Raw genomic sequence first — 22,753 nt, 5'->3', positions numbered from 1 at the left:
CTACGTCTCCCCCTTTCATCCGGTATATTATACTATAATGTGCTATATTTTTCTATTTTTTATTAGTAAGAAAGGGTTCGATTTTGATTTTAGATGTCGAATATAAGAGAGTTGACAGATAGCGATGAATATCATACCTCCACAAAAAAATAGCCGACAGCTGTCGGCTATTTTTTTTAGGATTCTTCTTCGTCGTCACCAGCAAATGTTGCTAGCATTTCCTCTACCATGTCCCATTCTTCTTCACTTTCGATTTGGAAAAGGGTCAGATCATCTTCGTTACCGTTCGGCTCTTCAAAGCGAAAAGCATATACCTCTTGTTCTTCTGCTTCGGCTTGCTCCACTGGAACAACAACCATATAGGATTGCTCCGTTTCGTCTACGTCAAAGGTGAATAATACTTCAAATAAATGTTCCTCACCAGACTCATCGGGTATAATAATTCGTTCTTTTTCTTCAAGTGGCATGGTTTTCCTCCTTAATTTTTAGCATCCATGTAGCTTTGTAAAATAATGCTGGCTGCCATTTTGTCTATTACTTTTTTTCTTTTTTTTCGACTCATATCAGCCGACAATAATACGCGTTCAGCAGCCATTGTTGTCAACCGTTCATCCCATAATTCAACAGGCAGTTGGAACGTTTCTTTCAGTTTTTCAGCAAAACGTTCACAAGCCTGACCTCGTTCACCAATTGTACCATTCATGTTCTTCGGAAGACCAACAATAACCTTTTCGATTTTATATTCTGTAATGAGCTGTTTTAAATCTTCCGTGACGTCCGCAAAGTTCTCTTTCCATAAAAGCGTCTTGACGCCTTGGGCAGTCCAGCCCAAATCATCACTCACAGCAACACCTATCGTTTTTTCTCCTACGTCTAAACCCATTAGTTTCATTATTTTGCTCCATTATGTTCATTAATATAGTATTTAACCAATTCTTCTATTAATTCGTCCCTTTCAATTTTTCGGATTAAATTTCTTGCATCCTTATGACGAGGAATGTAAGCTGGATCTCCTGATAACAAATAGCCAACAATTTGATTAATTGGGTTATACCCCTTTTCTTGTAAGGCCAAATGAACCGTCAACAATATCTCACCTACATTATGTTCAACTTGCTCTTCTGAAAAGTTAAACTTCATTGTATGATCATTCGAATTCATCGTCGAAACACCCCTTTGGAAAGAATTACATCTATTCCCATTATATACGTTTTAAATGCTTTGTACATATTCGCGAGCATAATTAATAGCTTCTTCCAATTTCTCTGGTTGTTTGCCTCCTGCTTGTGCCATATCCGGGCGGCCACCACCACCGCCTCCACAACGAGCTGCAGCTTCCTTAATTAATTTTCCTGCATGGTAGCCTTTTTCAATTAAATCCTTCGTTACACCAGATGCCAATTGAACCTTCCCATCATTTGAAGCACCTAGTAAAATAACACAGGAGTTCAATTTTTGTTTCATTTCATCGACCATTTGTCGAAGACCTTCCATATCCGATACGTCGACCACTGCAGCTAATACGTTTACACCGTTAATTGTCTCTGCTTGATCTATAATACCGCTTGCTTCCATATTCGATAGTTTCGCTTTTAAGGATTGGCTTTCACGCTCTAATTCCTTAATTTCACCAAACAATGCTTCAATTCGCTCTGGTACTTGTTCTTTTCTCGTTTTTAATAAATCACTTGATTTTTGCAATAGCTCTTCTCTTTCTAGGAGCCATTCATAAGCACCTTTACCAGTTTGTGCTTCAATTCTTCTCGTTCCAGCTCCAATTCCAGACTCTTGTACAATTTTAAATATACCGATTTCCGATGTATTTCGAACGTGACATCCACCACATAGTTCAATACTATAGTCCCCAACCGATACAACTCTTACTACATCACCATATTTTTCTCCGAATAAAGCCATAGCGCCCATTTTTTTTGCATCATCAAAGGATTTACTCTCGATTGTTACAGGAATCATGCTCCATATCTTTTCGTTTACAATCGCTTCTATTTTCTTTAACTCCTCGTCTGTTACTTGTCCGTAGTGGGAAAAGTCAAAACGGAGACGATCTGGTGCCACTAAAGATCCCGCTTGATTAACATGATCCCCTAAAACATCCTTTAACGCCTGATGTAATAAATGCGTAGCAGTATGATTTTTAATCGTATGGGAGCGTTTTGCTAAGTCCACCTTTGCCTCGACCTTGTCTCCTTTTTGGAGAGTGCCTGCTTTCACAATTGCACGGTGCATGTTTTGACCATTTGGAGCTTTTTGCACATCTTGTACTTCTAATGTCATCGAAGTTGACTGGATAACCCCTTTATCTGCAATTTGCCCACCACTTTCTGCATAAAATGGTGTCTGATTTAGAAATACGTAAACTTCGTCCCCTTCTGATGCCGTTTCTACAAACGCATCCTCTTTTACGATTTCTACTACCTGTGCTGCTGTTTCCAAGGTTTCATAACCTACGAATGTGCTTTCGACCGTAACATCTCGTAATACCCCACCTTGAACCTTCATCGATTCCACTTTCTGTCTTGCTTGACGAGCTCTTTCTCTTTGGGCATTCATTTCTTGTTGAAATGCTTCTTCATCAATTTCTAATCCTGCTTCTTCTACGTACTCTTCTGTCAATTCCTTCGGGAAACCATACGTATCATATAAACGGAAGACTGCTTCTCCAGGAAAAACATTACTTCCTTGTTCTTTTACTTTTTCCATTACTTCTTTTAAAATAGCTAGTCCATCATGTAGCGTTTCATGGAATCGTTCTTCTTCTGCCTTCACTACGTTTGCAATAAAGTCTTGTTTCTTTTTCACATTTGGATAGAATGCTTCCATAATGGAGGCTACATCCGGAACGAGTTTATACATAAACGGCTCTTCAATTCCAAGCTGCTTAGCATAACGGACCGCTCTTCTTAACAGTCTACGTAACACATATCCTCTACCTTCATTAGACGGTAATGCTCCATCCCCAACAGCAAAGGAAACGGTACGTATATGATCGGCAATTACTTTAAATGCAACATCCAATTCCTCGTTCTGTCCATAAGAAACTCCAGCTATTTTCGCAGTATGCTCCATAATCGGGATAAACAAATCTGTGTCGTAGTTTGTTTTTGCATCTTGAATAACGGATACAACACGTTCTAATCCCATACCTGTATCAATATTTTTTTGTGGTAGTGGCGTATAGGTACCATCCGGATTATGGTTAAATTGGGAGAATACTAAGTTCCAAATTTCTAGATAACGTTCATTTTCTCCCCCGGGATACAATTCTGGATCATTGACATCATTGCCGTAGGATTCTCCTCGGTCATAAAAAATTTCCGTATTTGGTCCACTTGGTCCCTCACCAATATCCCAGTAATTTTCTTCTGTTCGTATAATTCTTTCTTTCGGAATTCCAATGTTATTCAACCAAAAATCATAAGCCTCTTCGTCTTCCGGGTGAACCGTAACCGATAATTTCTCAGGTTCAAAACCAAGCCAATCCGGACTAGTTAAGAATTCCCAAGCCCATGTAATAGCTTCCTCTTTAAAGTAATCTCCAATTGAAAAATTACCTAACATTTCAAAAAATGTATGGTGGCGTGCTGTTTTCCCTACATTTTCAATATCGTTCGTACGAATGGACTTTTGTGCATTGCAAATTCTAGGGTTGGCTGGCACTACACTACCATCGAAATATTTTTTTAACGTAGCAACCCCACTATTAATCCATAGTAAGGTTGGATCATCCTTTGGCACTAAAGACGCACTAGGTTCTACACCATGCCCTTTCTCCTTAAAAAAATCTAAGAACATTTGTCTTACTTCACTTGATGTTAACTTCTTCATTCTATTTCCTCCTTTTTCGTTCTAACCAAACAAATTGGCTTGCGAATGATCGGACTTACCAAAAAATAAAAAACTCCCATCTCTGCAATTCATGCAGGGACGGGAGTTGTATCCGCGGTACCACCCTGATTATGGACATAGATATCCATCACCTTGGGTTGCATATAACGGTGCAATTACCGGCGGGGATTAGCCGCACTCCAGACTAGCTTTCCATGATTCGTTTTCTAGGGTTCTTTCAGCCGAGGAACCCCTCTCTATAAAAGAGCGTCATCATGTACTTAAGGTCTTTCAACGTATTAACAGTTCATATATGCCGATATTATAGAAAACTATTTACGAAATGTCAATGTAATACAACTTAATTGGTTTTATACCATGCCTTTTTCATTTTCTTGATTATGTGTGTTGGTTCAATAAAAACCTTTGCAATGGTTAGCATAGGAACCGCTAATATCATCCCGACGATACCGAACGCTTCCGCTCCAATCAGTAAAGCAAGAATTATTAATACTGGGTGAACATGTAGGGAGCGTCCTACAATATAGGGAGATAATAAATTGCTTTCGATTAATTGTACTACAATGACGACACCAACTACAAAAATGACCCTTTGAGAAGAAATCGTAAAGGCAATAATGACAGCAGGTATGGCACCTAATATTGGGCCAAAGTACGGAATAATATTTGTTACCCCCATAAACAGGCCGAGAATGAGGGGATATTTCATGGATATGAGCCATAGTAGCATGGTAGAAATAACTGCTACAAATAAACAAACGAGTAATTGTCCTCTTAAATATCCACCTAAGCTTTTATCCAATTGACGTAAATACTCCTGGAATTTTCGCTTCTCCGGTACAATCGCAGTACAGGCGGCCTTAATTTTAGGGAAGTCCTTTAAAAAGTAAAACACTAATATCGGAATTACAGCAGCAATAACAAGTACATCGGTTATTCCGGTTAAAGAATAAATCGTATTCGTTAAAATTTGCATAAGCTTGTTTTCAATGGTTGCAAAAGCACTATCCATTTGATCATGAACCGTTTCTGGAAAACGAGACGTTTGAATGTATAAATTATATATCCATTCTTGATACGTCTGTATAAGTGTAGGTAAATTATGAATTAATTCTTGTAATTGGTGCACAAATACAGGATAAGCTTTCGAAATCCCAAATATAATCCCTCCAAAAATGAGGAGATAGATAATGAATATAGCGAACCATCGTGGGATAATTTGTTCCAACATTTCAATAATAGGATATAAAATATACGCGATTAATGCGGATATCAATACTGGTGTTAATACTGCTAATAGAAAGGAGAAAATAAAATTGTAAAATGGAAAACTTATCCATAACAAATAACATAAAATTAACGAAATTAAGGCTATAAGTAACCAATATAGTAATTTTCTTTGCGATTCATTCATATCCGAGTCCCCTACGTTATGATTTGCGTAAGGTTAGTTTCTGGAGGGAACTCGATTCTTATTCGAAGCTCTCCATATAAAGAGAGTAGCGTCTTATTCACGCTACTCTCCTTTTACAAAAATTTAGTTAGTTTAACTCCCCAACTGATAATTCCTCGTCACTAAACAAATCATCCAAAGAGGATAACGAGCCATCCTCTTCTACTTCATGTACATTAATTTTTCCATTTTGAACGCTTAATTCAATTAAGCAGTTCCAACAATAGAACTGCTGGTGACCGATTTTCCCAAGATTATGACTATGGCAATTTGGACAATTCATGAATTAGCAACTCCTTCTAGCTGTTTATACTAATTCTATTAATGTCCAATAGATTCCCAATCTATACATAGCAGGAACAAACTATTACATAAAATCGTATGGGGATATTTCTGTATCCTCTTCCTCTTCTTCCAAAGGTAAAACATTAGTTGAGTTCTCGGTTATATCGAACATCATTTGCAACCTTTTTGTTAACGTTGTATTCCGTACATTGTAATCCTCAGTTTGGACACCATGTAGAAAGGATTGGGCATGCCCACAAATAATAAGAGAGCTTTTGCTTCTTGTAATAGCGGTGTATAATAGATTCTTTTTTAACATTCTACGATAGGCAGGCATAACCGGCATAATCACTATATCAAACTCACTACCTTGTGATTTATGGATGGAAATACAATAGGCATGCATTAATTGATTTAACTCATTTCGGACAAAGTATACTTCTCTACCATCAAAATTTACTACTACTTGCTCGACATTCTCCTCTGTCTCATCCGCGCGTAGAATGGAAACAATTTCTCCAATATCCCCATTATAAACCCCTTTTTCAGGTTGATTGACAAGTTGAATTACCTTATCGCCAGACCTGAAAATGATCTCATTAAACTTTATAGACCTCTTTTGATTGGAAGGTGGATTTAAGAGCTGCTGTAGTTCCATATTCAAACGATTAATGCCAACATCTGATCGATACATCGGAGCCAAGACTTGTATATCCTTTAGCAAATATCCCTTATCAACTGCCATTTTTACAACGTTTTGAATTAATTGGAGAAGTTGTTTTTCTGAAGAAGGGATAAAGCTGAAGTCCTCTCCCTTCTGAAGGGAATCCTTTGCACAACTATTATTCTTAATTTCATGGGCTAGCTCAATAATCCGTGAGCCTTCCTTTTGCCGGTATATTTCAGATAATCTACTAATTGGCAACATATTTGCAGCTAATAAATCAGACAATACTTGCCCTGGTCCTACTGATGGTAATTGATCTTCATCTCCTACAATAATCACTTGAGCGTGACTTGGTATTGCCCGAAACAACTTATTAGCAAGCCATATATCTACCATAGAAAACTCATCAATAATAAATACCTCACCCTTTAATTGGCGACTGTGATTATATTCAAATTCGTCGTCTCCTGTCCATCCCAAAAGTCGATGAATAGTTTGTGCTTTTATTCCTGTCGCTTCCGCCATCCGTTTGGCTGCTCTTCCAGTTGGGGCAGCTAATACAAAAAGGGATTTTTCCCCTTCCTCTGTATCCTTTTTTCTACCACTATGAAGTCGATTGTAAGCGCCAATTATCCCTTTAATAACGGTCGTTTTCCCAGTTCCTGGACCGCCAGTTAGAATCATAATTTTAGAATTTAACGCTTTTGCAATCGCCTCGTATTGCTCTGTTCCATAGCTAAGTTCCTCATCCTCTTCTATTTCGCCAAGAACCTTCATAATTTCTGCTTGAGAAAACTCATTGGTTAACTGAATATCCGAGATTCGTTTTAATTGCGAGGATAATCCTTCCTCTGAAAAGTATAGGGAAGGCAAATACACCCGATCATCCTCTTTAATAATATATTTTTCCTCTGCTAAATCGGAAATTTTCTCTACTACTTCGTCAAGTGTAATCGTTTTTTCAAATTCATTTAATAACTGTTGTACTTCTTCGGATACCGTTGTCAAATATCCAAAGACATGACCAAGTTGGGAATATTTATTCAAAATATGTAAACATGCAGCTTGGATTCTAGCAGGATGGTCTAACGCTAAACCAACTTTCTTGGCAATCTCATCAGCACGCCTAAACCCAAATCCTTCAATTTCAAAGACAAATAAGTAAGGATTTTCTTCTAGTAGTTTTAATGTTTGTTCTTGAAACGTATCGTATATTTTTTGCGCTAATTGCAAACCAATTCCATACACCGCTAGTGCCATTACCACGTGTTCAAAACCTTGATTCTCCCGAAGCATTTGTACAAACTCCCCAATTTTATTTTTCGGGAAATTTGGTACCGTCTCCAATATGGTTTCATCTTTTAATATTTTATCAATTGCATTCTCACCTAATTGGTGCACTAGTTTTTCCGCTGTCTTTTTCCCAACACCATGAAAAAGATCGCTTGATAAGTATCGAATAAGACTGTCTTTCGTTTTGGGTAAATCTTTTGTATAGGTGTGGACATTGTACTGTTTACCGAATTTTGCGTGGTATTGAATCGTCCCAAAAAACACATATTCTATATCTTGCTCTAGTGGAAGGAAATAACCTTTTACAACGATTTCTTTTTCTTCCACTTCTTCGTTTGTATCCAAAATATGTACATTAGCAATAGAAAATTTTTCATCAGCATTATAAAAAATAGTACGATTTAGCTTTCCTTTTATATATCCTTTCTTTTCCTCATGCTTTTGCTCCATTGCCTTGTACTCCTTTATTTCATATGTATAGTTAAGCTTAATATAGATTTATTTCCATTCCTAATGCGATTCGAGACGTAAGGATAATCGGTAGTAATGTCCGTAATAATCGTTTGCTTTAATTAAGAACGCTCGTTTATCATTTGTTCCACTTTTTCTTTTCCATTTAGGGCTAATACATGATCTGGTTGTATTTCAATCGCTTTATCAAAATGCTCGATTGCCTTTTTTGCTTCATCTTTAAATAAGTAACAAATGGCTAAATTATAATGAGCATCACTATGACTTTCTTCTAACTCTAATACTTCGTTAAAGATATTCATTGCTAAATCGATTTGTTCCGATTGTGCTAATGCTAATCCGTATTGAAATGCGGCATCTACATCTTCTTTATTTAATTCTACTGCTCGTTGTAAATATGGTAAAGACAATTTCGGATTTCCTTGATTCACCATACACATTCCAAGCATAAAATACACATCACTAGTTGACAATCCAAGCTTCATTGCTTTTTCAAAATGTGTTTGTGCAAGCTGGAAGTTTTCTTGCTCAAAGTATGTATTCCCTAACCCATAATGAGCTGCTGGTATTTCAGGGTCAATTTCTAATGCTCGCTGAAAAAAAATAGTTGCTCTCTCGAAGTCCTGTACATGTAATAATAAATTTCCAAAGTTAATAAACCCTAGTGGATCTTTCGGATTTTCATCAATGGCTTCTGTGAATAGCTTTGCCGCTTCTTCATACTTTTGATTACGCATGAATTCTATTCCCTGCTCGACTTTATTCATTATTTTCATCCTTTACTATGTTTAATCGTTTGAACAAAAGGGAAGGCCAGAATGTACAAAGTTGTACACATCTGACCTGTTGTTTATGCTAAATGTTTAACATATTCTTCATTTTTTATTACTTTGTCAATGGTTCCCCCACCTAAGCACACATCACCTAGGTAAAAAACTACCGCTTGACCTGGAGTTATGGCACGCTCTGGGTTATCGAATTCTACTCGTACATCACCATTTTTTAATGGATATACTGTTACACCACTATCTTTTTGACGATAGCGGAATTTAGCAGTACATTTTAATGGCACTTCTAGATTTACTGGGCGAATCCAATTCAATTGGGAAGCTTCTAAAGCATGAGAATATAAATAATCATTTTCATAGCCTTGCCCAACATACAATACGTTTTCTTTTAGGTTTTTGCCAATTACAAACCAAGGGTCACCAGCTCCGCCAATTCCTAAACCATGTCTTTGACCAATCGTGTAGTACATTAGCCCATCATGATTTCCTTTTACTTCACCTGTGATGGTTTTCATTTTCCCTGGTTGTGCTGGTAAATACTCGCTTAGAAATTCTTTAAAATTACGTTCACCAATGAAACAAATTCCAGTACTATCCTTTTTCGTAGCAGTAGCTAAGTTATGTTTTTTGGCGATTTCACGAATTTCAGGCTTGTTGTACTCCCCTAGTGGAAACATAACCTTTGCTAGAATATCTTGTGGTAATTGGTTTAAAAAGTAAGTTTGATCTTTATTTTCATCCATTCCACGTAACATTTCATATTGATCACCAGTTTTACGAATTCGTGCATAGTGGCCAGTAGCCAAGTAATCTGCTCCAAGTGACATCGCATGATCCAAAAAGGCTTTAAATTTAATCTCTTTATTACACATAACGTCAGGATTTGGAGTTCTTCCTGCCTTATATTCATCTAGAAAGTACGTAAAAACTTTATCCCAATATTGTTTTTCAAAGTTTACCGAGTAATATGGAATGTCTAACTGATTACATACTTTCACGACATCTTCAAAATCCTCTGTAGCGGTACATACGCCGAATTCATCCGTATCATCCCAGTTTTTCATGAAAATACCAACAACATCGTAGCCTTGTTCTTTAAGAAGTAAGGCAGCAACAGATGAATCTACACCACCTGACATACCAATTACTACTCTTGTATCCTCTGGCCTTTTCTCCATGATTTCACCACCTCAATTTGTTAATCTCTTTACAATAGAAGCTACCTTTAATGCAGCTTCTTTTATGTTTTCTTCGTTATTCGCAATACCGAAGCTAAAGCGAATCGAATTTTTCGTTCTTTCGTTATCTGACCCATACATCGCTGACAAAACATGGGATGGATCCACTGAACCCGCCGTACATGCCGAGCCACTTGAGGCTGCAACACCAGCTAAATCAAAATTCGTTAGTAAGCTTTCCACATTTGTACCTGGAAAACTCAGATTAATCGTCGAAGGAATCGAAATCGCTGGATTCCCATTAATTTCATACTGTATTCCTTGGTCCGATAACGTATCTAAAAACAATTTACGATAGACTACATATGTTTCCATTCTTTTTTTCCGCTCTTCCATAACGAGCTCAACCGCTTTTTGAAAGCCGGCAATTGCAGAAGTGTTTTCCGTACCTGCACGTCGTTTTCGTTCTTGTTCACCACCATGCTGCATTGCCTCTAACATAATGCCTTCCTTAGCATATAAAAAGCCAATTCCCTTTGGGCCATATATTTTATGAGCAGATGCACTGAGTAAATCCACCCCTAAAAGCTGAACATCAATAGGTAATACCCCATACGCTTGAACCGCATCGGTATGGAATAAAGCCTGGTGGTTTTCAAGTATAAATCCAATTTCTTGAATTGGTTGTATAACCCCAGTTTCGTTATTTACATACATAATGGATACAAGTATCGTATCATCTCGCAAATTTGCTTCTAGGTCGTCTATCGAAATTTGACCATTTTCATTCACTGGTAAATAGGTTACTTCAAATCCTTCCTTTTCTAAATACTCGGCTGTATGAAGAGTAGCATGATGTTCAATGGAAGTAGTAATAATATGCTTACCCTTATGCTTGTATTTTTTGGCAACACCAAGTATTGCTAAGTTATCTGCCTCCGTACCACCAGCGGTAAAAATTATTTCTTTATCTTGAGCATTTATGCTACTGGCAATCGTTCTCCTAGCTTCATCTAGAATTTTCCGAGCTTGTCGTCCGAAATAGTGAATACTTGAAGGATTCCCATATACATTTTCTAAAATAGGTAACATCGCTTGAACAACCTCTGGGTGTACTGGAGTTGTTGCAGCATGATCTAAATAAATTGGGTTCATGTACGTTCCCTTCTTTCTTATAACATTGACCATTAAATATAAAACATATAACCCTCTAATCGGTCTTCATCGTCCTTGTAGTTTGCCAAATCCTCTAATGTCGTTGTATCTAACACATCTTTTACGGCATCCCTAATTCGCAACCATAAATCACGTTTTGCTGGTTCTTCTTCGTCTTCTATTCCTTCAACAGGTGTGATTGGTCCTTCCAAAACCCGTATAACATCACCTGCTGTAATGTTCGTAGGGTCCTTTGTTAGTAAATATCCACCATGGGCACCGCGCACACTTTTAACGAGACTATTATTACGTAGGGGAGCTATTAGTTGTTCTAAATAATGCTCTGATAAATTATGGTCCGTAGCAATACTTTTTAAGGATATTGGTTTTTTGGCATCATATGATTTCGCAAGATCAATCATTATTGTTAAACCATATCTTCCTTTAGTAGAAATTTTCACTACTTAGCCTCCCTTTAATCATTAAAAACATTTTGTTCATTATATGAAAAACTTCCATTATACGCATTCTTTCTAACATCCGCTATAAGCAACAACTGATATTATAGCATGAACACTCCTCCCTTGCATTTTAAAGGCACGAAGATTACCCTTTAAGTATGAAAAGAATATAGATATTTCGGAACTAGAAAAGCATCCTGTTTCATTATAAAAAAGCAATTGTTAAGAAAAAGGAGACATAATATTGAGTCGGAAACCATTAGCTTATCGAATGCGCCCACAAAATATGGAGGGTATTATTGGTCAGCAACATTTAGTTGGAGAAGGAAAAATGATTCGGAGAATGGTAGAAGCGAATATGCTTTCTTCTATGATTTTATTCGGCCCTCCAGGTACAGGGAAAACAAGTATGGCAATGGCCATAGCCAAAAGTTTAAAGCTTCCTTATAAGCTTTTGAATGCAGTAGTAGATAAGAAAAAAGACATGGAAATCGCTGTTGAAGAAGCAAAGTTTTCAGGGCAATTAGTATTAATACTAGATGAGGTTCACCGATTGGATAAAGCAAAACAGGATTTCCTACTACCACATTTGGAAAGCAATTTACTAACACTTATCGGTTGTACTACAAGCAACCCTTATCACTCTATCAATCCTGCCATTCGAAGCAGATGTCATTTATTTGAGTTACATAAATTAGAACCGGAGGATGTAAAAGTCGGGCTTGTTAATGCTTTACAAGATGAAACGTTAGGCTTAGGAAAATACAAGGTAAACATTACAGACGATGCACTGGACCATTTTGCGAATTCCTCCAATGGTGATTTGCGCTCTTCTTTAAATGGACTGGAGCTCGCAGTAATGAGCACGAAACCAGATTCGAATGATGATATTAACATTGATTTAACGATTGCAGAAGAATGTATGCAGAAAAAAAGCTTCTCCCATGATAAAGATGGAGATGCACACTATGACGTTTTATCTGCCTTTCAAAAATCGATTCGTGGAAGTGACGTAAATGCCGCTTTGCATTATTTAGGTCGTTTAATAGAGGCTGGTGATTTAGATAGCATTGCTAGAAGAATGGTTGTTTGTGCTTATGAAGATATTGGTCTAGCTAACCCACAAGCAGGGCCAAGAGCATTATTCGCCGTCCAAGCTGCAGAACGTATTGGGTTTCCAGAAGCAAGGATTCCATTGTCTGTTGCGGTTATTGAACTATGTTTATCACCTAAATCCAATTCTGCCTATAAAGCGTTAGATGAAGCCTTACAGGATATACGGGATGGTAAATCAGGAGATATTCCAATGCACTTAAAGGATGCTCATTATAAAGGAGCAAAAGCATTAGGGCGAGGAGTGGAATATAAGTATCCCCACAATTATGAACAAGGTTTTGTAGTACAGCAATATTTGCCAAACTCTATTAAAAATAAAGAATACTTTCAACCAAAAGAGACTGGTAAATTTGAGGCGTCCTTAAAGAAAATCTATTCCAATATTTTAGAACAACAAAAAAAGAATAAATAGAGTATAAGCTCCTTTTTAATTGTCCATAATAGATATAAACATTAACAAACTATTAAAAAAGCGTAAGTACATACGATTTGCTTCCGCTAAAACGAAGGAAACGAAAGAAACAAATGGTATATTTATAACCTTTTACCTTAATAATACTTTTGTTTTCCTATGTTTATATCATTTTTTGTTACGATAACAAACTTTAAACACAATTAAAAAGGAGTGGAAATTATGGCCAAAGTAAGACAAGATGCATGGTCACACGAAGACGATCTACTACTCGCCGAAACAGTTTTAAGACATATTCGTGAAGGTAGTACGCAGTTAACAGCTTTTGAAGAAGTTGGAGACAAATTAAATAGAACAGCTGCAGCTTGCGGCTTTCGTTGGAATGCAGAGGTTAGAAGACGTTATGAAAAAGCAATAGAGATTGCGAAACGTCAAAGAAAAGAAAAAAAACGTGCCATGGCGAATCAACAACGTTATACGCCAAGACCTACACCAACATATGAACAAACACCAATTCCAACATCATCTACAACAATCCAATCAAATGTAATGGAAAGTGTTGGACAAATTTCGCGAACACAAGCTAATGGTTCCTTTCGTTCTATTGACGAGGTTATCTCCTATTTGAAAGAATTTAAGAATGAATATGAAACTAGCTATAAATCTCAAACGCTAATGACAAAATTAGAGCAAGATAATAATTTATTACGAGATGAGAATGAAAAATTACAGCAAAAACTAGCGAAATTAGAAAAGAAATACGAATCCATGGAAGAAGACTATCAGGTGCTTATGTCCATTATGGATAAAGCAAGAAAAATGGTCGTTTTTGATGACGATGATAATAGTGAACCAAAACAATTTCGTATGGAGAAAAACGGCAACCTAGAGCGTGTTGCGAGATAAACCTCCTTCAATAGAAATAGATGGACGAGCTGTAATTAATAGAGCTATATTATATGTATTTATCTATAATTCGCAGTAATGCTCTCACTCATCTATTGGATAATGCGTGCTAAAAATGCTGCCGCAAAATACTTCGCTTTTTCTTTAAATAAAAAAATACAAAGAACACGATTTCATAAATGGGACGAAATGCTTTTGTCCCATTTTTTTATTTATAGGGCTTGCTAAAGGTAACAGAGCAGAATAGAAGGAGGTTTATCCTACATAGCGTTAATACCCCCACCCTCATTTATACAACCCCATGTATTAAAATACAAACAACTCCTCTCTCAAGTAAAACAAAATGCTTATTTTTTAAGTTTTTTTCTGATTTTCTATTGAAACTCTTCATTCATTTATGCATAATAATACAAAACAGTAAATAAAAATACATTGTGAAAAGGGAGGAGATTTAATTGACAAGAGAAAAAATCGTTTTAGCTTATTCTGGAGGTCTTGATACATCCGTCGCCATTAAGTGGTTACAGGACCAATACCATTATGACGTTATTGCAGTGGCGTTAGATGTTGGAGAAGGAAAGGATCTTGATTTCGTAAAGGAAAAGGCACTCCATGTAGGAGCAATTAAATCTTACGTAGTGGATGCAAAGGCATTATTCGCTAACGATTATGTATTGCCGGCATTAAAGGCAAATTTACTATATGAAAGTAAATATCCGTTAATTTCCGCTTTGTCTCGTCCACTTATTGCGAAAGTACTTACAGAAATCGCTGCTAAAGAAGGAGCTGTTGCTGTTGCACATGGCTGTACAGGGAAAGGAAACGATCAAGTTAGATTTGATGTTGCGTTTACGGCATTAAATCCAAACCTAAAAATTGTAGCTCCTGTTCGTGAATGGGCAATGTCCCGAGACGAAGAAATTGCATATGCAAAACAACATCAGATCCCTATTCCAATAGATTTAGATAATCCTTATAGTATCGATCAAAATTTATGGGGGCGTAGTAATGAATGCGGAATTTTGGAAGATCCATGGGCTGAGCCACCAAAAGACGCCTTTGAGTTAACGGTTGATCCCATTGACGCACCTAATGAAGCAGAAATTGTCCAAGTAACTTTTGACCAAGGAAAACCAATTTCTTTAAACGGAGAAACATTACCGTTAGAAGAATTAATCGTAACGCTTAACAAAATTGCTGGAAAGCATGGTGTCGGACGGATTGACCACGTTGAAAATAGATTAGTTGGTATTAAATCAAGAGAGGTATATGAAGCACCTGCAGCATTAACTTTAATTGCTGCCCATCAAGAGCTGGAAGCATTGACACTACCAAGAGAAGTTGCACAGTTTAAACCAACTATTGAACAGAAACTAGCGCAAACCATTTATGATGGTCTGTGGTATTCACCGCTAACAAATGCATTACTATCCTTTATTGAGGAAACACAGAAATATGTTTCTGGAACAGTAAAAGTGAAACTATACAAAGGACATCACCATGTTGTTGGAAGAATGTCTGCACATTCCTTGTATGATTTCGATCTAGCAACCTACAAGCCAGAGGATAGCTTCGATCATAATGCAGCACTAGGATTTATAAAATTATGGGGGCTCCCAACAAAAGTACACTCAACTGTGACTCAGGAGTATGCTAAGAAAGATGTGAAAATAGACCAAATTATTATCGATATGAAGGAAGCGGTAAAGCAATGAAACTTTGGGGTGGACGATTTACGAAACCAACAAACGAATTAGTGGATGAATATACAGCATCAATTTCCTTTGATCAAAAGCTTGCGAAATTTGATATTTTAGGCAGTTTAGCTCATGTCGAAATGTTGGCTAAATGCAAGATTATCTCAAGTAACGATGCTGAGGTAATCATACAGGGCTTAAAGAATGTAGCTCAAAAAATTAATAATGGCGAGGCTACCCTGTCGGTTGAACAGGAAGACATTCATATGAATGTGGAAAAGCTATTAATGGAGGAAATTGGTCCTACAGGTGGGAAATTGCACACTGGAAGAAGTAGAAACGACCAAGTTGCTCTTGATATGCGCTTATATTTACGCGAATCTATTGTTCATATTGTAGACCTTCTCTCAAAAGTCCAGAAGGCTTTAATGGCCCAAGCAAAGCAAAATATAGATACCATTTTACCAGGATACACACATCTCCAACGGGCCCAGCCTGTCCGTTTTGCTCATCATATGTTGGCCTATGTATTTATGTTTCAACGAGATGTAGAACGTTTAGTAGATAGTTATAAACGCGTCAATCAATCTCCATTAGGTGCAGGAGCATTAGCAGGTACCACTTTTCCAATAGACCGGGAGTATGTCGCTCAAAAACTACATTTTGACGGAGTTTCGTTTAATAGTTTAGATGCCGTAAGTGATCGTGACTTCGTTGTGGAATTTCTTTCAAATGCATCTCTTATTTCTATGCACTTGTCTAGACTGTGTGAAGAACTTATCCAGTGGTCTAGTACTGAATTTCATTTTATCGAGCTGGATGATGCTTTTTGTACGGGTAGCAGTATGATGCCCCAAAAGAAAAATCCAGATGTAGCAGAGCTAATACGGGGAAAGACAGGAAGAATCTATGGACATCTAATTGGAATGCTAACGACGTTAAAAGGATTACCACTTGCTTATAACAAGGATATGCAAGAAGACAAGGAGGGTATGTTTGATTCTGTTGAGACGCTAGAAGGGGCACTCGCGCTCTTTGCTCCAATGATTGAGACCATGACCGTAAACAAAGATACAATGCATAAGGCGGTGCAACATGATTTTTCAAATGCCACCGACCTTGCTGACTATTTGGTTAGCAAAAATATACCCTTCCGCGAAGCACACGCCATTGTTGGTCAAATTGTTTTGCACTGTATTCAAACAAATAATTATTTATTGAACTTACCCTTTGATACGTTTCAACAGTTTTCGCATGTAATCAAAGAAGATATTTATGACGTCCTTGCCCCAGCATCTGTTGTAGATGCTCGTAACGTATTTGGTGGCACCGCGAAAGAACGGGTAATGGAGCAATTGCAAATAGCGGAAGAACTAATAGATTCTAATATGAAATGGGTCACAAATTACGAGCCATTAAAAGATATGCTGTTAACCTAAAGAGAAGGAGATGAAGGAAATGGCAGGGGAAACAGGCTATCTCGTTTTAAGTACTGGAGATATTTTGGAGGGAAAATGGTTATCCCCAAAGAAGGAAATGGAAGGGGAACTCGTATTTAACACTGCAATGACCGGTTATCAAGAAGTTATGACAGACCCTTCCTACGCAGGTCAAATTGTGATCATGACTTACCCATTGATTGGAAATTACGGCTTCAATGATACGGCTTTTGAGAGTGTACGACCGCAAGTGGCCGGCCTTATTATAAATTTTCCATGCGTTACACCAGAGCACGCAGAATCTCAATATTCGATTATGGAAATGGTTCAGAAATTTGACATTCCTATCCTTTATGATATGGACACAAGAAGACTTACAACAATTGTACGAAATAACGGAAATGTATTCGGAAAAATGACCAGTAACAAAGATGAAAAACCTATTATCGAAAAGGTGGACCCGAATATTGTCAAAACAGTATCTGTCTCGACGACACATACCTTTTACCAAAAAACAAATAGAGAAAGAACGAAACACGTTGTTGTGGTGGACTTTGGCTATAAGCACTCCATTGTCAACGCTTTGTTAAATTTAAGTTGTCATGTAACAGTTGTTCCTTATCATTCGACATTACAGGAAATTCAAGCATTACACCCAGATGGAATCTTATTTTCAAATGGACCAGGAAATCCTGAAGATTTACAAAGTCTCCTACCAAAGTTGAAAGAGATGGCAGATCAATATCCAACGCTAGGGATTTGTTTAGGTCATCAGCTGTTGGCACTAGCCTATGGAGGGAAAACCAAACGATTACCATTCGGACATCGGGGTAGTAATCATCCTGTAAAAGATTTAAAAACAGGAAAGGTCTACATTACATCACAAAATCATGGTTATGTAGTGGATGAACAATCCCTTAACAAAACCGTTTGGAACATATCCCATATTAATGTCAATGACAATTCCGTTGAGGGGATGGTCCACCGTTCTAAACCAATAATTGCAGTCCAATTTCATCCAGAAGCACATCCAGGTCCACTAGATTCACATCATATTTTTGAGCATTTCTATCAGTTATTACAGGAAAAAGGAGCGAGAGAGCATGCCAAAGTATGAGCAAATCAACAAAGTATTAGTAATTGGTTCTGGACCAGTAGTAATTGGGCAAGCTGCAGAATTCGACTATGCTGGAACACAGGCGTGTTTGGCTCTTAAAGAAGAGGAAATGGAAGTTGTGTTAGTAAACAATAACCCAGCAACCATTATGACCGATGAAAAAATTGCAGATCGGGTTTATTTAGAACCATTAACCTGTGAATCTATTGAAAAAATAATTGAATTCGAACGACCAGACGGCCTGTTGCCAACACTCGGTGGGCAAACAGGCTTAAATCTTGCTGTTTCCCTAAGTGAGTCTAATATATTGGAGAGGTATAATGTGCAGCTATTAGGGACTCCTTTAGACACCATTCAAAAAGGAGAAGATCGAGAGCTTTTTAAAGCAATGATGAAAGAGATACAGGAGCCAGTTGCTGAAAGCATCTCCACCACTTCAATAGAGGAAGCCGCTCAGTTTGCCACAAAAATGAACTATCCAATTATTGTTCGACCTGCATATACACTTGGAGGCGCTGGTGGTGGAATTGCAAATAATACAGAAGAGCTAATCCGGATTGCAAAGACTGGTATTCATGCTAGTCCAATTAATCAAATTCTAGTAGAACAAAGTGTAAAGGGTTGGAAAGAAATTGAATATGAAGTGATGCGCGATGCCAATGATACTTGTATTATTATTTGCAATATGGAAAATATCGATCCTGTTGGCGTTCATACAGGGGATAGTATTGTAGTCGCTCCCTCTCAAACGTTAAATGATTACCAATATCAAATGCTTCGTAATGTATCTTGCAAAGTAATTCGTGCGCTTGGGGTAATCGGTGGCTGCAACATTCAATTTGCCCTTCATCCCGAAACAAATGAATATGTGATTATTGAAGTAAATCCTAGGGTAAGCCGTTCCAGTGCCCTTGCTTCAAAAGCAACTGGATATCCCATTGCTAGAATTGCTGCCAAACTAGCATTAGGTTATCACTTAGATGAAATTTACAATCCAATTACAAAAGAGCAATTTGCAAGCTTTGAGCCAACAATGGATTATCTTGCTGTTAAAATACCGAGATGGCCATTTGATAAATTTAAACATGCGAATACATTATTAGGTACTCAAATGATGGCTACAGGAGAAGTGATGGCACTAGCACGTAACTTTCCTGCTGCTCTTCAAAAGGCAATTCGTTCATTAGAAGCCGGTGTAGGCGATCTCGACCTCCCTTCCCTAGCTAACGTTACGAATAAAGAACTTGAGAATAAGCTAATATACCCAACTGATGATAGACTCTTTGCTATAGCCGAAGCTTTACGTCGTGGATATTCGATTGAAACGCTTTATGAATTAACGAATATTACAAAATACTTTCTTATTGAAATGAAGCAGCTTATCCAAGTAGAACAGGAATTAAAGCATACAGATTGGGGAGCTGTAACGAAAGAGATGCTTCTGAACGCCAAAGTATATGGTTACTCCAATCAAACGTTAGCGAAATTATTTCATCAGCAAGAAGAAACCATTGAGAACAAATTAAAAGAGTTGCAGCTAAAACCAGCCTACAAAATGGTTGATACGTGTGCTGGAGAATTCGAAGCAAAAACTCCATACTTTTACAGCACATGGAAGGAATATAATGAAGTTCCCCCACTTACGAAAGAGCATAAAATTGTTGTTTTAGGCTCTGGACCAATTCGTATTGGGCAAGGCATCGAATTTGACTATTGCTCTGTTCAAGCCGCTCTCTCTTTAAAAGAACAAAACTATGAAACGATTGTGATAAACAATAATCCAGAAACCGTAAGTACGGACATTCACATAGCTGATCATTTATTTTTTGAACCTCTCACATTAGAAGACGTAGTGAATGTAATTGAAACAGAGGAAGCAACTGGTGTAATCGTACAGTTTGGTGGTCAAACGGCTATCCATTTGGCTGATGGGTTAGCGGAAAAAGGAATACCCGTCTTAGGAACCACTACTGATGCTATTGAAATGACCGAAAACCGAGAACGCTTTTACAACTTATTGCAAAAATTAAACATCCCTCACATTCCTGGGGAAACCATTACAAACGTACAACAACTAAAGGCAGCAGTGAATACTTTAGGATTCCCAATTCTTCTACGACCTTCCTACGTTATAGGTGGTAGTGGGATGGTTGTCATTCGAAATGATCAGGAGCTAAACGATTATGTAGGGGAAATAGTAGATTTGGATGAACAAGATAAGATGTTTCCTATATTAGTAGATTCCTTTATTCAAGGAATGGAGGTTGAAGTGGATGCTGTGTGCGATGGGGAAGATATTATAATTCCTGGTGTTTTTCAACATGTGGAGCATGCTGGCATCCATTCTGGTGATAGTATGGCTATCTTCCCTGCACCAAACCTCACATTAAAACAAAAACAACTTATTACAGAATATACGAAAAAGATTTCAAAAAAAATGAATGCAAAAGGTGCTTTAAATATTCAGTTTGTCATAAAAGAAGAGGATCAATCTCTTTATGTCCTTGAGGTAAATCCTCGAGCATCTAGGACTGTTCCAATCGTAAGTAAAATAACTGGAGTTCCATTAGTGAATTTGGCCACAAAAGTGCAAATGGGTAAAAGTTTAAAAACATTAGGATATGAGCTTGGTTTACATCAAGAAATGCCCTATTATGCAGTAAAAGCTCCGGTTTTTTCTACGAATAAGCTAAAAGACGTTGACCCTTTATTAGGTCCAGAAATGAAATCGACAGGTGAAGTAATAGGACTAGGAATGTCTCTACAATCTGCAATGAAAAAAGCGTTTCATTGGAAAGAACAAACAGAACAATTGGAACAGAAGCCAAATGTATTCCTTTCCCCTTCTCGTGCCGATTTAACACACATTCATCAACTGAAAGATGTATTAAACGATATTACAACATTTTCAACAAAGCCCGGAGCAACCTTACTTGCGGAAACGGGAATAATCATTGATCACATCATCACCATTGATGAGGCAATCCAGTTATGTACAGATAACATACTGCAAATTCTGTATACAAGTGTAGAAACAAAAGGGGTTGAAAAGTGGCAGAACCTTAGAGAAACGGCGTTAAAAATGCATACAGCATGTTTTTCTTCCTTACAGAGTTTACTTGCATATTTAAGCGTCATGCATCACGACATGGAGGTTCCAAAATCAATCCAAGATTATGTATTAATGACGGAAAATTTGAATAGGCAAAAGGAGCGTGTCACTAAATGAACACGTTATATAGAGAGGACGTTACAAACGAGCTAAAAGGAAAAAACTTTTTATCATTAAAGGATTTTTCTAAAGAGGAGATCCATACTTTACTGGATTTAGCAATCTATTTAAAGAAGCGTTATAAACAAGGCTTGATCAATCATCCGCTAAAAGGAAAAACGTTAGCCATGATTTTTGAGAAAGCATCCACGAGAACGAGGGTTTCCTTTGAGGTTGGCATGTATCAGTTAGGGGGCTCTGCTTTATTCTTAAGCAAAAATGATATTCAACTTAGTAGAGGGGAATCCATCTCCGATACCGCTAACGTTTTATCTAGCTATGTAGATGGAATAATGATTCGAACATTTGACCAAGGAACGATTGACGCACTTGCAACACATGCCTCTATCCCAGTAATTAATGGTTTAACGGACCTATATCACCCTTGCCAAGTATTAGCAGACCTACTCACCATTAAAGAAAGGAAAGGTACTTTAAATGGAATGAACATTGCTTATATTGGAGATGGCAATAATATGGCCCACTCCCTAATGATTGGATGTGCAAAAGTAGGTGCCAATATCACAGTTGCATCCCCTAATGGCTACGAACCATTAAATTCGATTACGGAGTTCGCTCAAACGATTGCAAAACAAGAAAATAGTTCCGTTGAAATTACAAATTCTCCTCTTCATGCAGCGATGGAGGCAGATGTTATTTACACCGATGTATGGGCAAGTATGGGGCAAGAAGAGGAACAAATCGAAAGAGAACTTGCATTCCGTCCTTTTCAAGTAAATGAAAATATTATGAATGAAGCAAAAAAGGATGCGATTTTTATGCACTGCTTACCGGCACATCGAGGCGAAGAAGTAAGTACAGATGTAATAGATGGAGAACAGTCTGTAATCTTTCAGCAGTCAGAAAACCGCCTTCATGCCCAAAAAGCTTTACTAACAGCTATTATGGGAGAATTGGAATAAACACAGTAAAAAACCTTCGACATCCCTTGTCGAAGGTTTACTTTATACGTTATGTATCATCAATCCCAATCGTGCCGTCACCCTTAAACGTTTTGAACCCGCTCTCGGCAGGTGGGTGCCCTGTTCTTTGTTTTATACTTCCTCTCTTAGGAGGCTTGCACGCCACAATAGAAACTCCAGGCTCCCGTTTACGTTGTTGTTCGGTCAAAACTAATTGGTTAAGACGAACACATCAGGATTGATTACCTCAATTA

The 22,753-nt window shown here is 37.5% G+C and carries 18 protein-coding genes, 1 other RNA gene and 1 other annotated feature; of the genes, 7 read left to right on the top strand and 12 right to left on the bottom strand.

The window, feature by feature from the left end; all coding sequences use genetic code 11:
- Positions 1 to 176: 176 nt before the first annotated feature.
- From C1A05_RS04185 to cymR, 11 genes are all read right to left on the bottom strand, one after another.
- Positions 177 to 467, bottom strand: coding sequence for a DUF1292 domain-containing protein (locus C1A05_RS04185; RefSeq protein ID WP_102026939.1), 291 nt, complete (start codon positions 465 to 467; stop codon positions 177 to 179).
- A gap of 11 nt (positions 468 to 478) precedes the next feature.
- A complete protein-coding gene (gene ruvX / locus C1A05_RS04180) occupies positions 479 to 892 on the bottom strand; it encodes a Holliday junction resolvase RuvX (protein WP_102026938.1) in 414 nt (137 codons plus the stop codon).
- Positions 892 to 1,161 (bottom strand): IreB family regulatory phosphoprotein, encoded by a 270-nt coding sequence (locus C1A05_RS04175; protein WP_102026937.1) that lies wholly within the window; start codon positions 1,159 to 1,161, stop codon positions 892 to 894. Before C1A05_RS04175 ends, ruvX begins: the two co-directional genes overlap by 1 nt.
- A 51-nt stretch (positions 1,162 to 1,212) precedes the next feature.
- A complete protein-coding gene (alaS, locus tag C1A05_RS04170) occupies positions 1,213 to 3,846 on the bottom strand; it encodes an alanine--tRNA ligase (RefSeq protein WP_102026936.1) in 2,634 nt (877 codons plus the stop codon).
- Between the two features lie 92 nt (positions 3,847 to 3,938).
- Positions 3,939 to 4,150: a binding site (T-box leader), on the bottom strand.
- A gap of 57 nt (positions 4,151 to 4,207) precedes the next feature.
- The gene (locus tag C1A05_RS04165; protein ID WP_102026935.1) at positions 4,208 to 5,281 is read right to left on the bottom strand and encodes an AI-2E family transporter; all 1,074 of its coding nucleotides are present in this window, start codon (positions 5,279 to 5,281) and stop codon (positions 4,208 to 4,210) included.
- A 127-nt stretch (positions 5,282 to 5,408) separates the two neighbouring features.
- Positions 5,409 to 5,603, bottom strand: coding sequence for a hypothetical protein (locus C1A05_RS04160; RefSeq protein ID WP_102026934.1), 195 nt, complete (start codon positions 5,601 to 5,603; stop codon positions 5,409 to 5,411).
- An 84-nt stretch (positions 5,604 to 5,687) separates the two neighbouring features.
- Positions 5,688 to 8,015: an SF1B family DNA helicase RecD2 gene (recD2, locus tag C1A05_RS04155; protein WP_102026933.1), complete on the bottom strand. Its 2,328-nt coding sequence runs from the start codon at positions 8,013 to 8,015 to the stop codon at positions 5,688 to 5,690.
- A 122-nt stretch (positions 8,016 to 8,137) separates the two neighbouring features.
- A complete protein-coding gene (locus C1A05_RS04150; protein ID WP_102026932.1) occupies positions 8,138 to 8,803 on the bottom strand; it encodes a tetratricopeptide repeat protein in 666 nt (221 codons plus the stop codon).
- A gap of 83 nt (positions 8,804 to 8,886) precedes the next feature.
- The gene (gene mnmA, locus C1A05_RS04145) at positions 8,887 to 10,002 is read right to left on the bottom strand and encodes a tRNA 2-thiouridine(34) synthase MnmA (protein WP_102026931.1); all 1,116 of its coding nucleotides are present in this window, start codon (positions 10,000 to 10,002) and stop codon (positions 8,887 to 8,889) included.
- A 12-nt stretch (positions 10,003 to 10,014) separates the two neighbouring features.
- Positions 10,015 to 11,157, bottom strand: a complete 1,143-nt coding sequence (locus C1A05_RS04140) for a cysteine desulfurase family protein (RefSeq protein WP_102026930.1) — start codon at positions 11,155 to 11,157, stop codon at positions 10,015 to 10,017.
- 32 nt (positions 11,158 to 11,189) lie between these two features.
- Positions 11,190 to 11,618, bottom strand: a complete 429-nt coding sequence (gene cymR / locus C1A05_RS04135) for a cysteine metabolism transcriptional regulator CymR (RefSeq protein WP_102026929.1) — start codon at positions 11,616 to 11,618, stop codon at positions 11,190 to 11,192.
- A gap of 244 nt (positions 11,619 to 11,862) precedes the next feature.
- On the opposite strand from cymR, the gene C1A05_RS04130 reads away from it, so the two are divergent.
- From C1A05_RS04130 to argF, 7 genes are all read left to right on the top strand, one after another.
- On the top strand, positions 11,863 to 13,146 hold the full coding sequence (locus C1A05_RS04130; RefSeq protein ID WP_102026928.1) for a replication-associated recombination protein A: 1,284 nt from the start codon (positions 11,863 to 11,865) through the stop codon (positions 13,144 to 13,146).
- A gap of 222 nt (positions 13,147 to 13,368) precedes the next feature.
- The gene (locus C1A05_RS04125; RefSeq protein WP_102026927.1) at positions 13,369 to 14,052 is read left to right on the top strand and encodes an RsfA family transcriptional regulator; all 684 of its coding nucleotides are present in this window, start codon (positions 13,369 to 13,371) and stop codon (positions 14,050 to 14,052) included.
- Positions 14,053 to 14,507: 455 nt separating this feature from the next.
- Positions 14,508 to 15,767, top strand: a complete 1,260-nt coding sequence (locus C1A05_RS04120) for an argininosuccinate synthase (protein WP_102026926.1) — start codon at positions 14,508 to 14,510, stop codon at positions 15,765 to 15,767.
- Positions 15,764 to 17,188, top strand: coding sequence for an argininosuccinate lyase (argH, locus tag C1A05_RS04115; protein ID WP_102026925.1), 1,425 nt, complete (start codon positions 15,764 to 15,766; stop codon positions 17,186 to 17,188). The genes C1A05_RS04120 and argH overlap by 4 nt, the downstream gene beginning before the upstream one ends.
- A 19-nt stretch (positions 17,189 to 17,207) precedes the next feature.
- On the top strand, positions 17,208 to 18,305 hold the full coding sequence (locus C1A05_RS04110) for a carbamoyl phosphate synthase small subunit (RefSeq protein WP_102026924.1): 1,098 nt from the start codon (positions 17,208 to 17,210) through the stop codon (positions 18,303 to 18,305).
- The gene (gene carB / locus C1A05_RS04105) at positions 18,292 to 21,534 is read left to right on the top strand and encodes a carbamoyl-phosphate synthase (glutamine-hydrolyzing) large subunit (protein WP_102026923.1); all 3,243 of its coding nucleotides are present in this window, start codon (positions 18,292 to 18,294) and stop codon (positions 21,532 to 21,534) included. Before C1A05_RS04110 ends, carB begins: the two co-directional genes overlap by 14 nt.
- Positions 21,531 to 22,499: an ornithine carbamoyltransferase gene (gene argF, locus C1A05_RS04100; protein ID WP_102026922.1), complete on the top strand. Its 969-nt coding sequence runs from the start codon at positions 21,531 to 21,533 to the stop codon at positions 22,497 to 22,499. The genes carB and argF overlap by 4 nt, the downstream gene beginning before the upstream one ends.
- 58 nt (positions 22,500 to 22,557) lie before the next feature.
- Here argF and ssrS read toward each other — a convergent pair.
- Positions 22,558 to 22,741: non-coding RNA, 6S RNA (ssrS, locus tag C1A05_RS04095), on the bottom strand.
- Positions 22,742 to 22,753: the final 12 nt, after the last annotated feature.

The organism is Salirhabdus sp. Marseille-P4669 (assembly GCF_900240405.1).
Lineage (GTDB): Bacteria > Bacillota > Bacilli > Bacillales > Alkalibacillaceae > OEQK01.
This window is presented reverse-complemented; position numbering and strand designations above follow the sequence as displayed.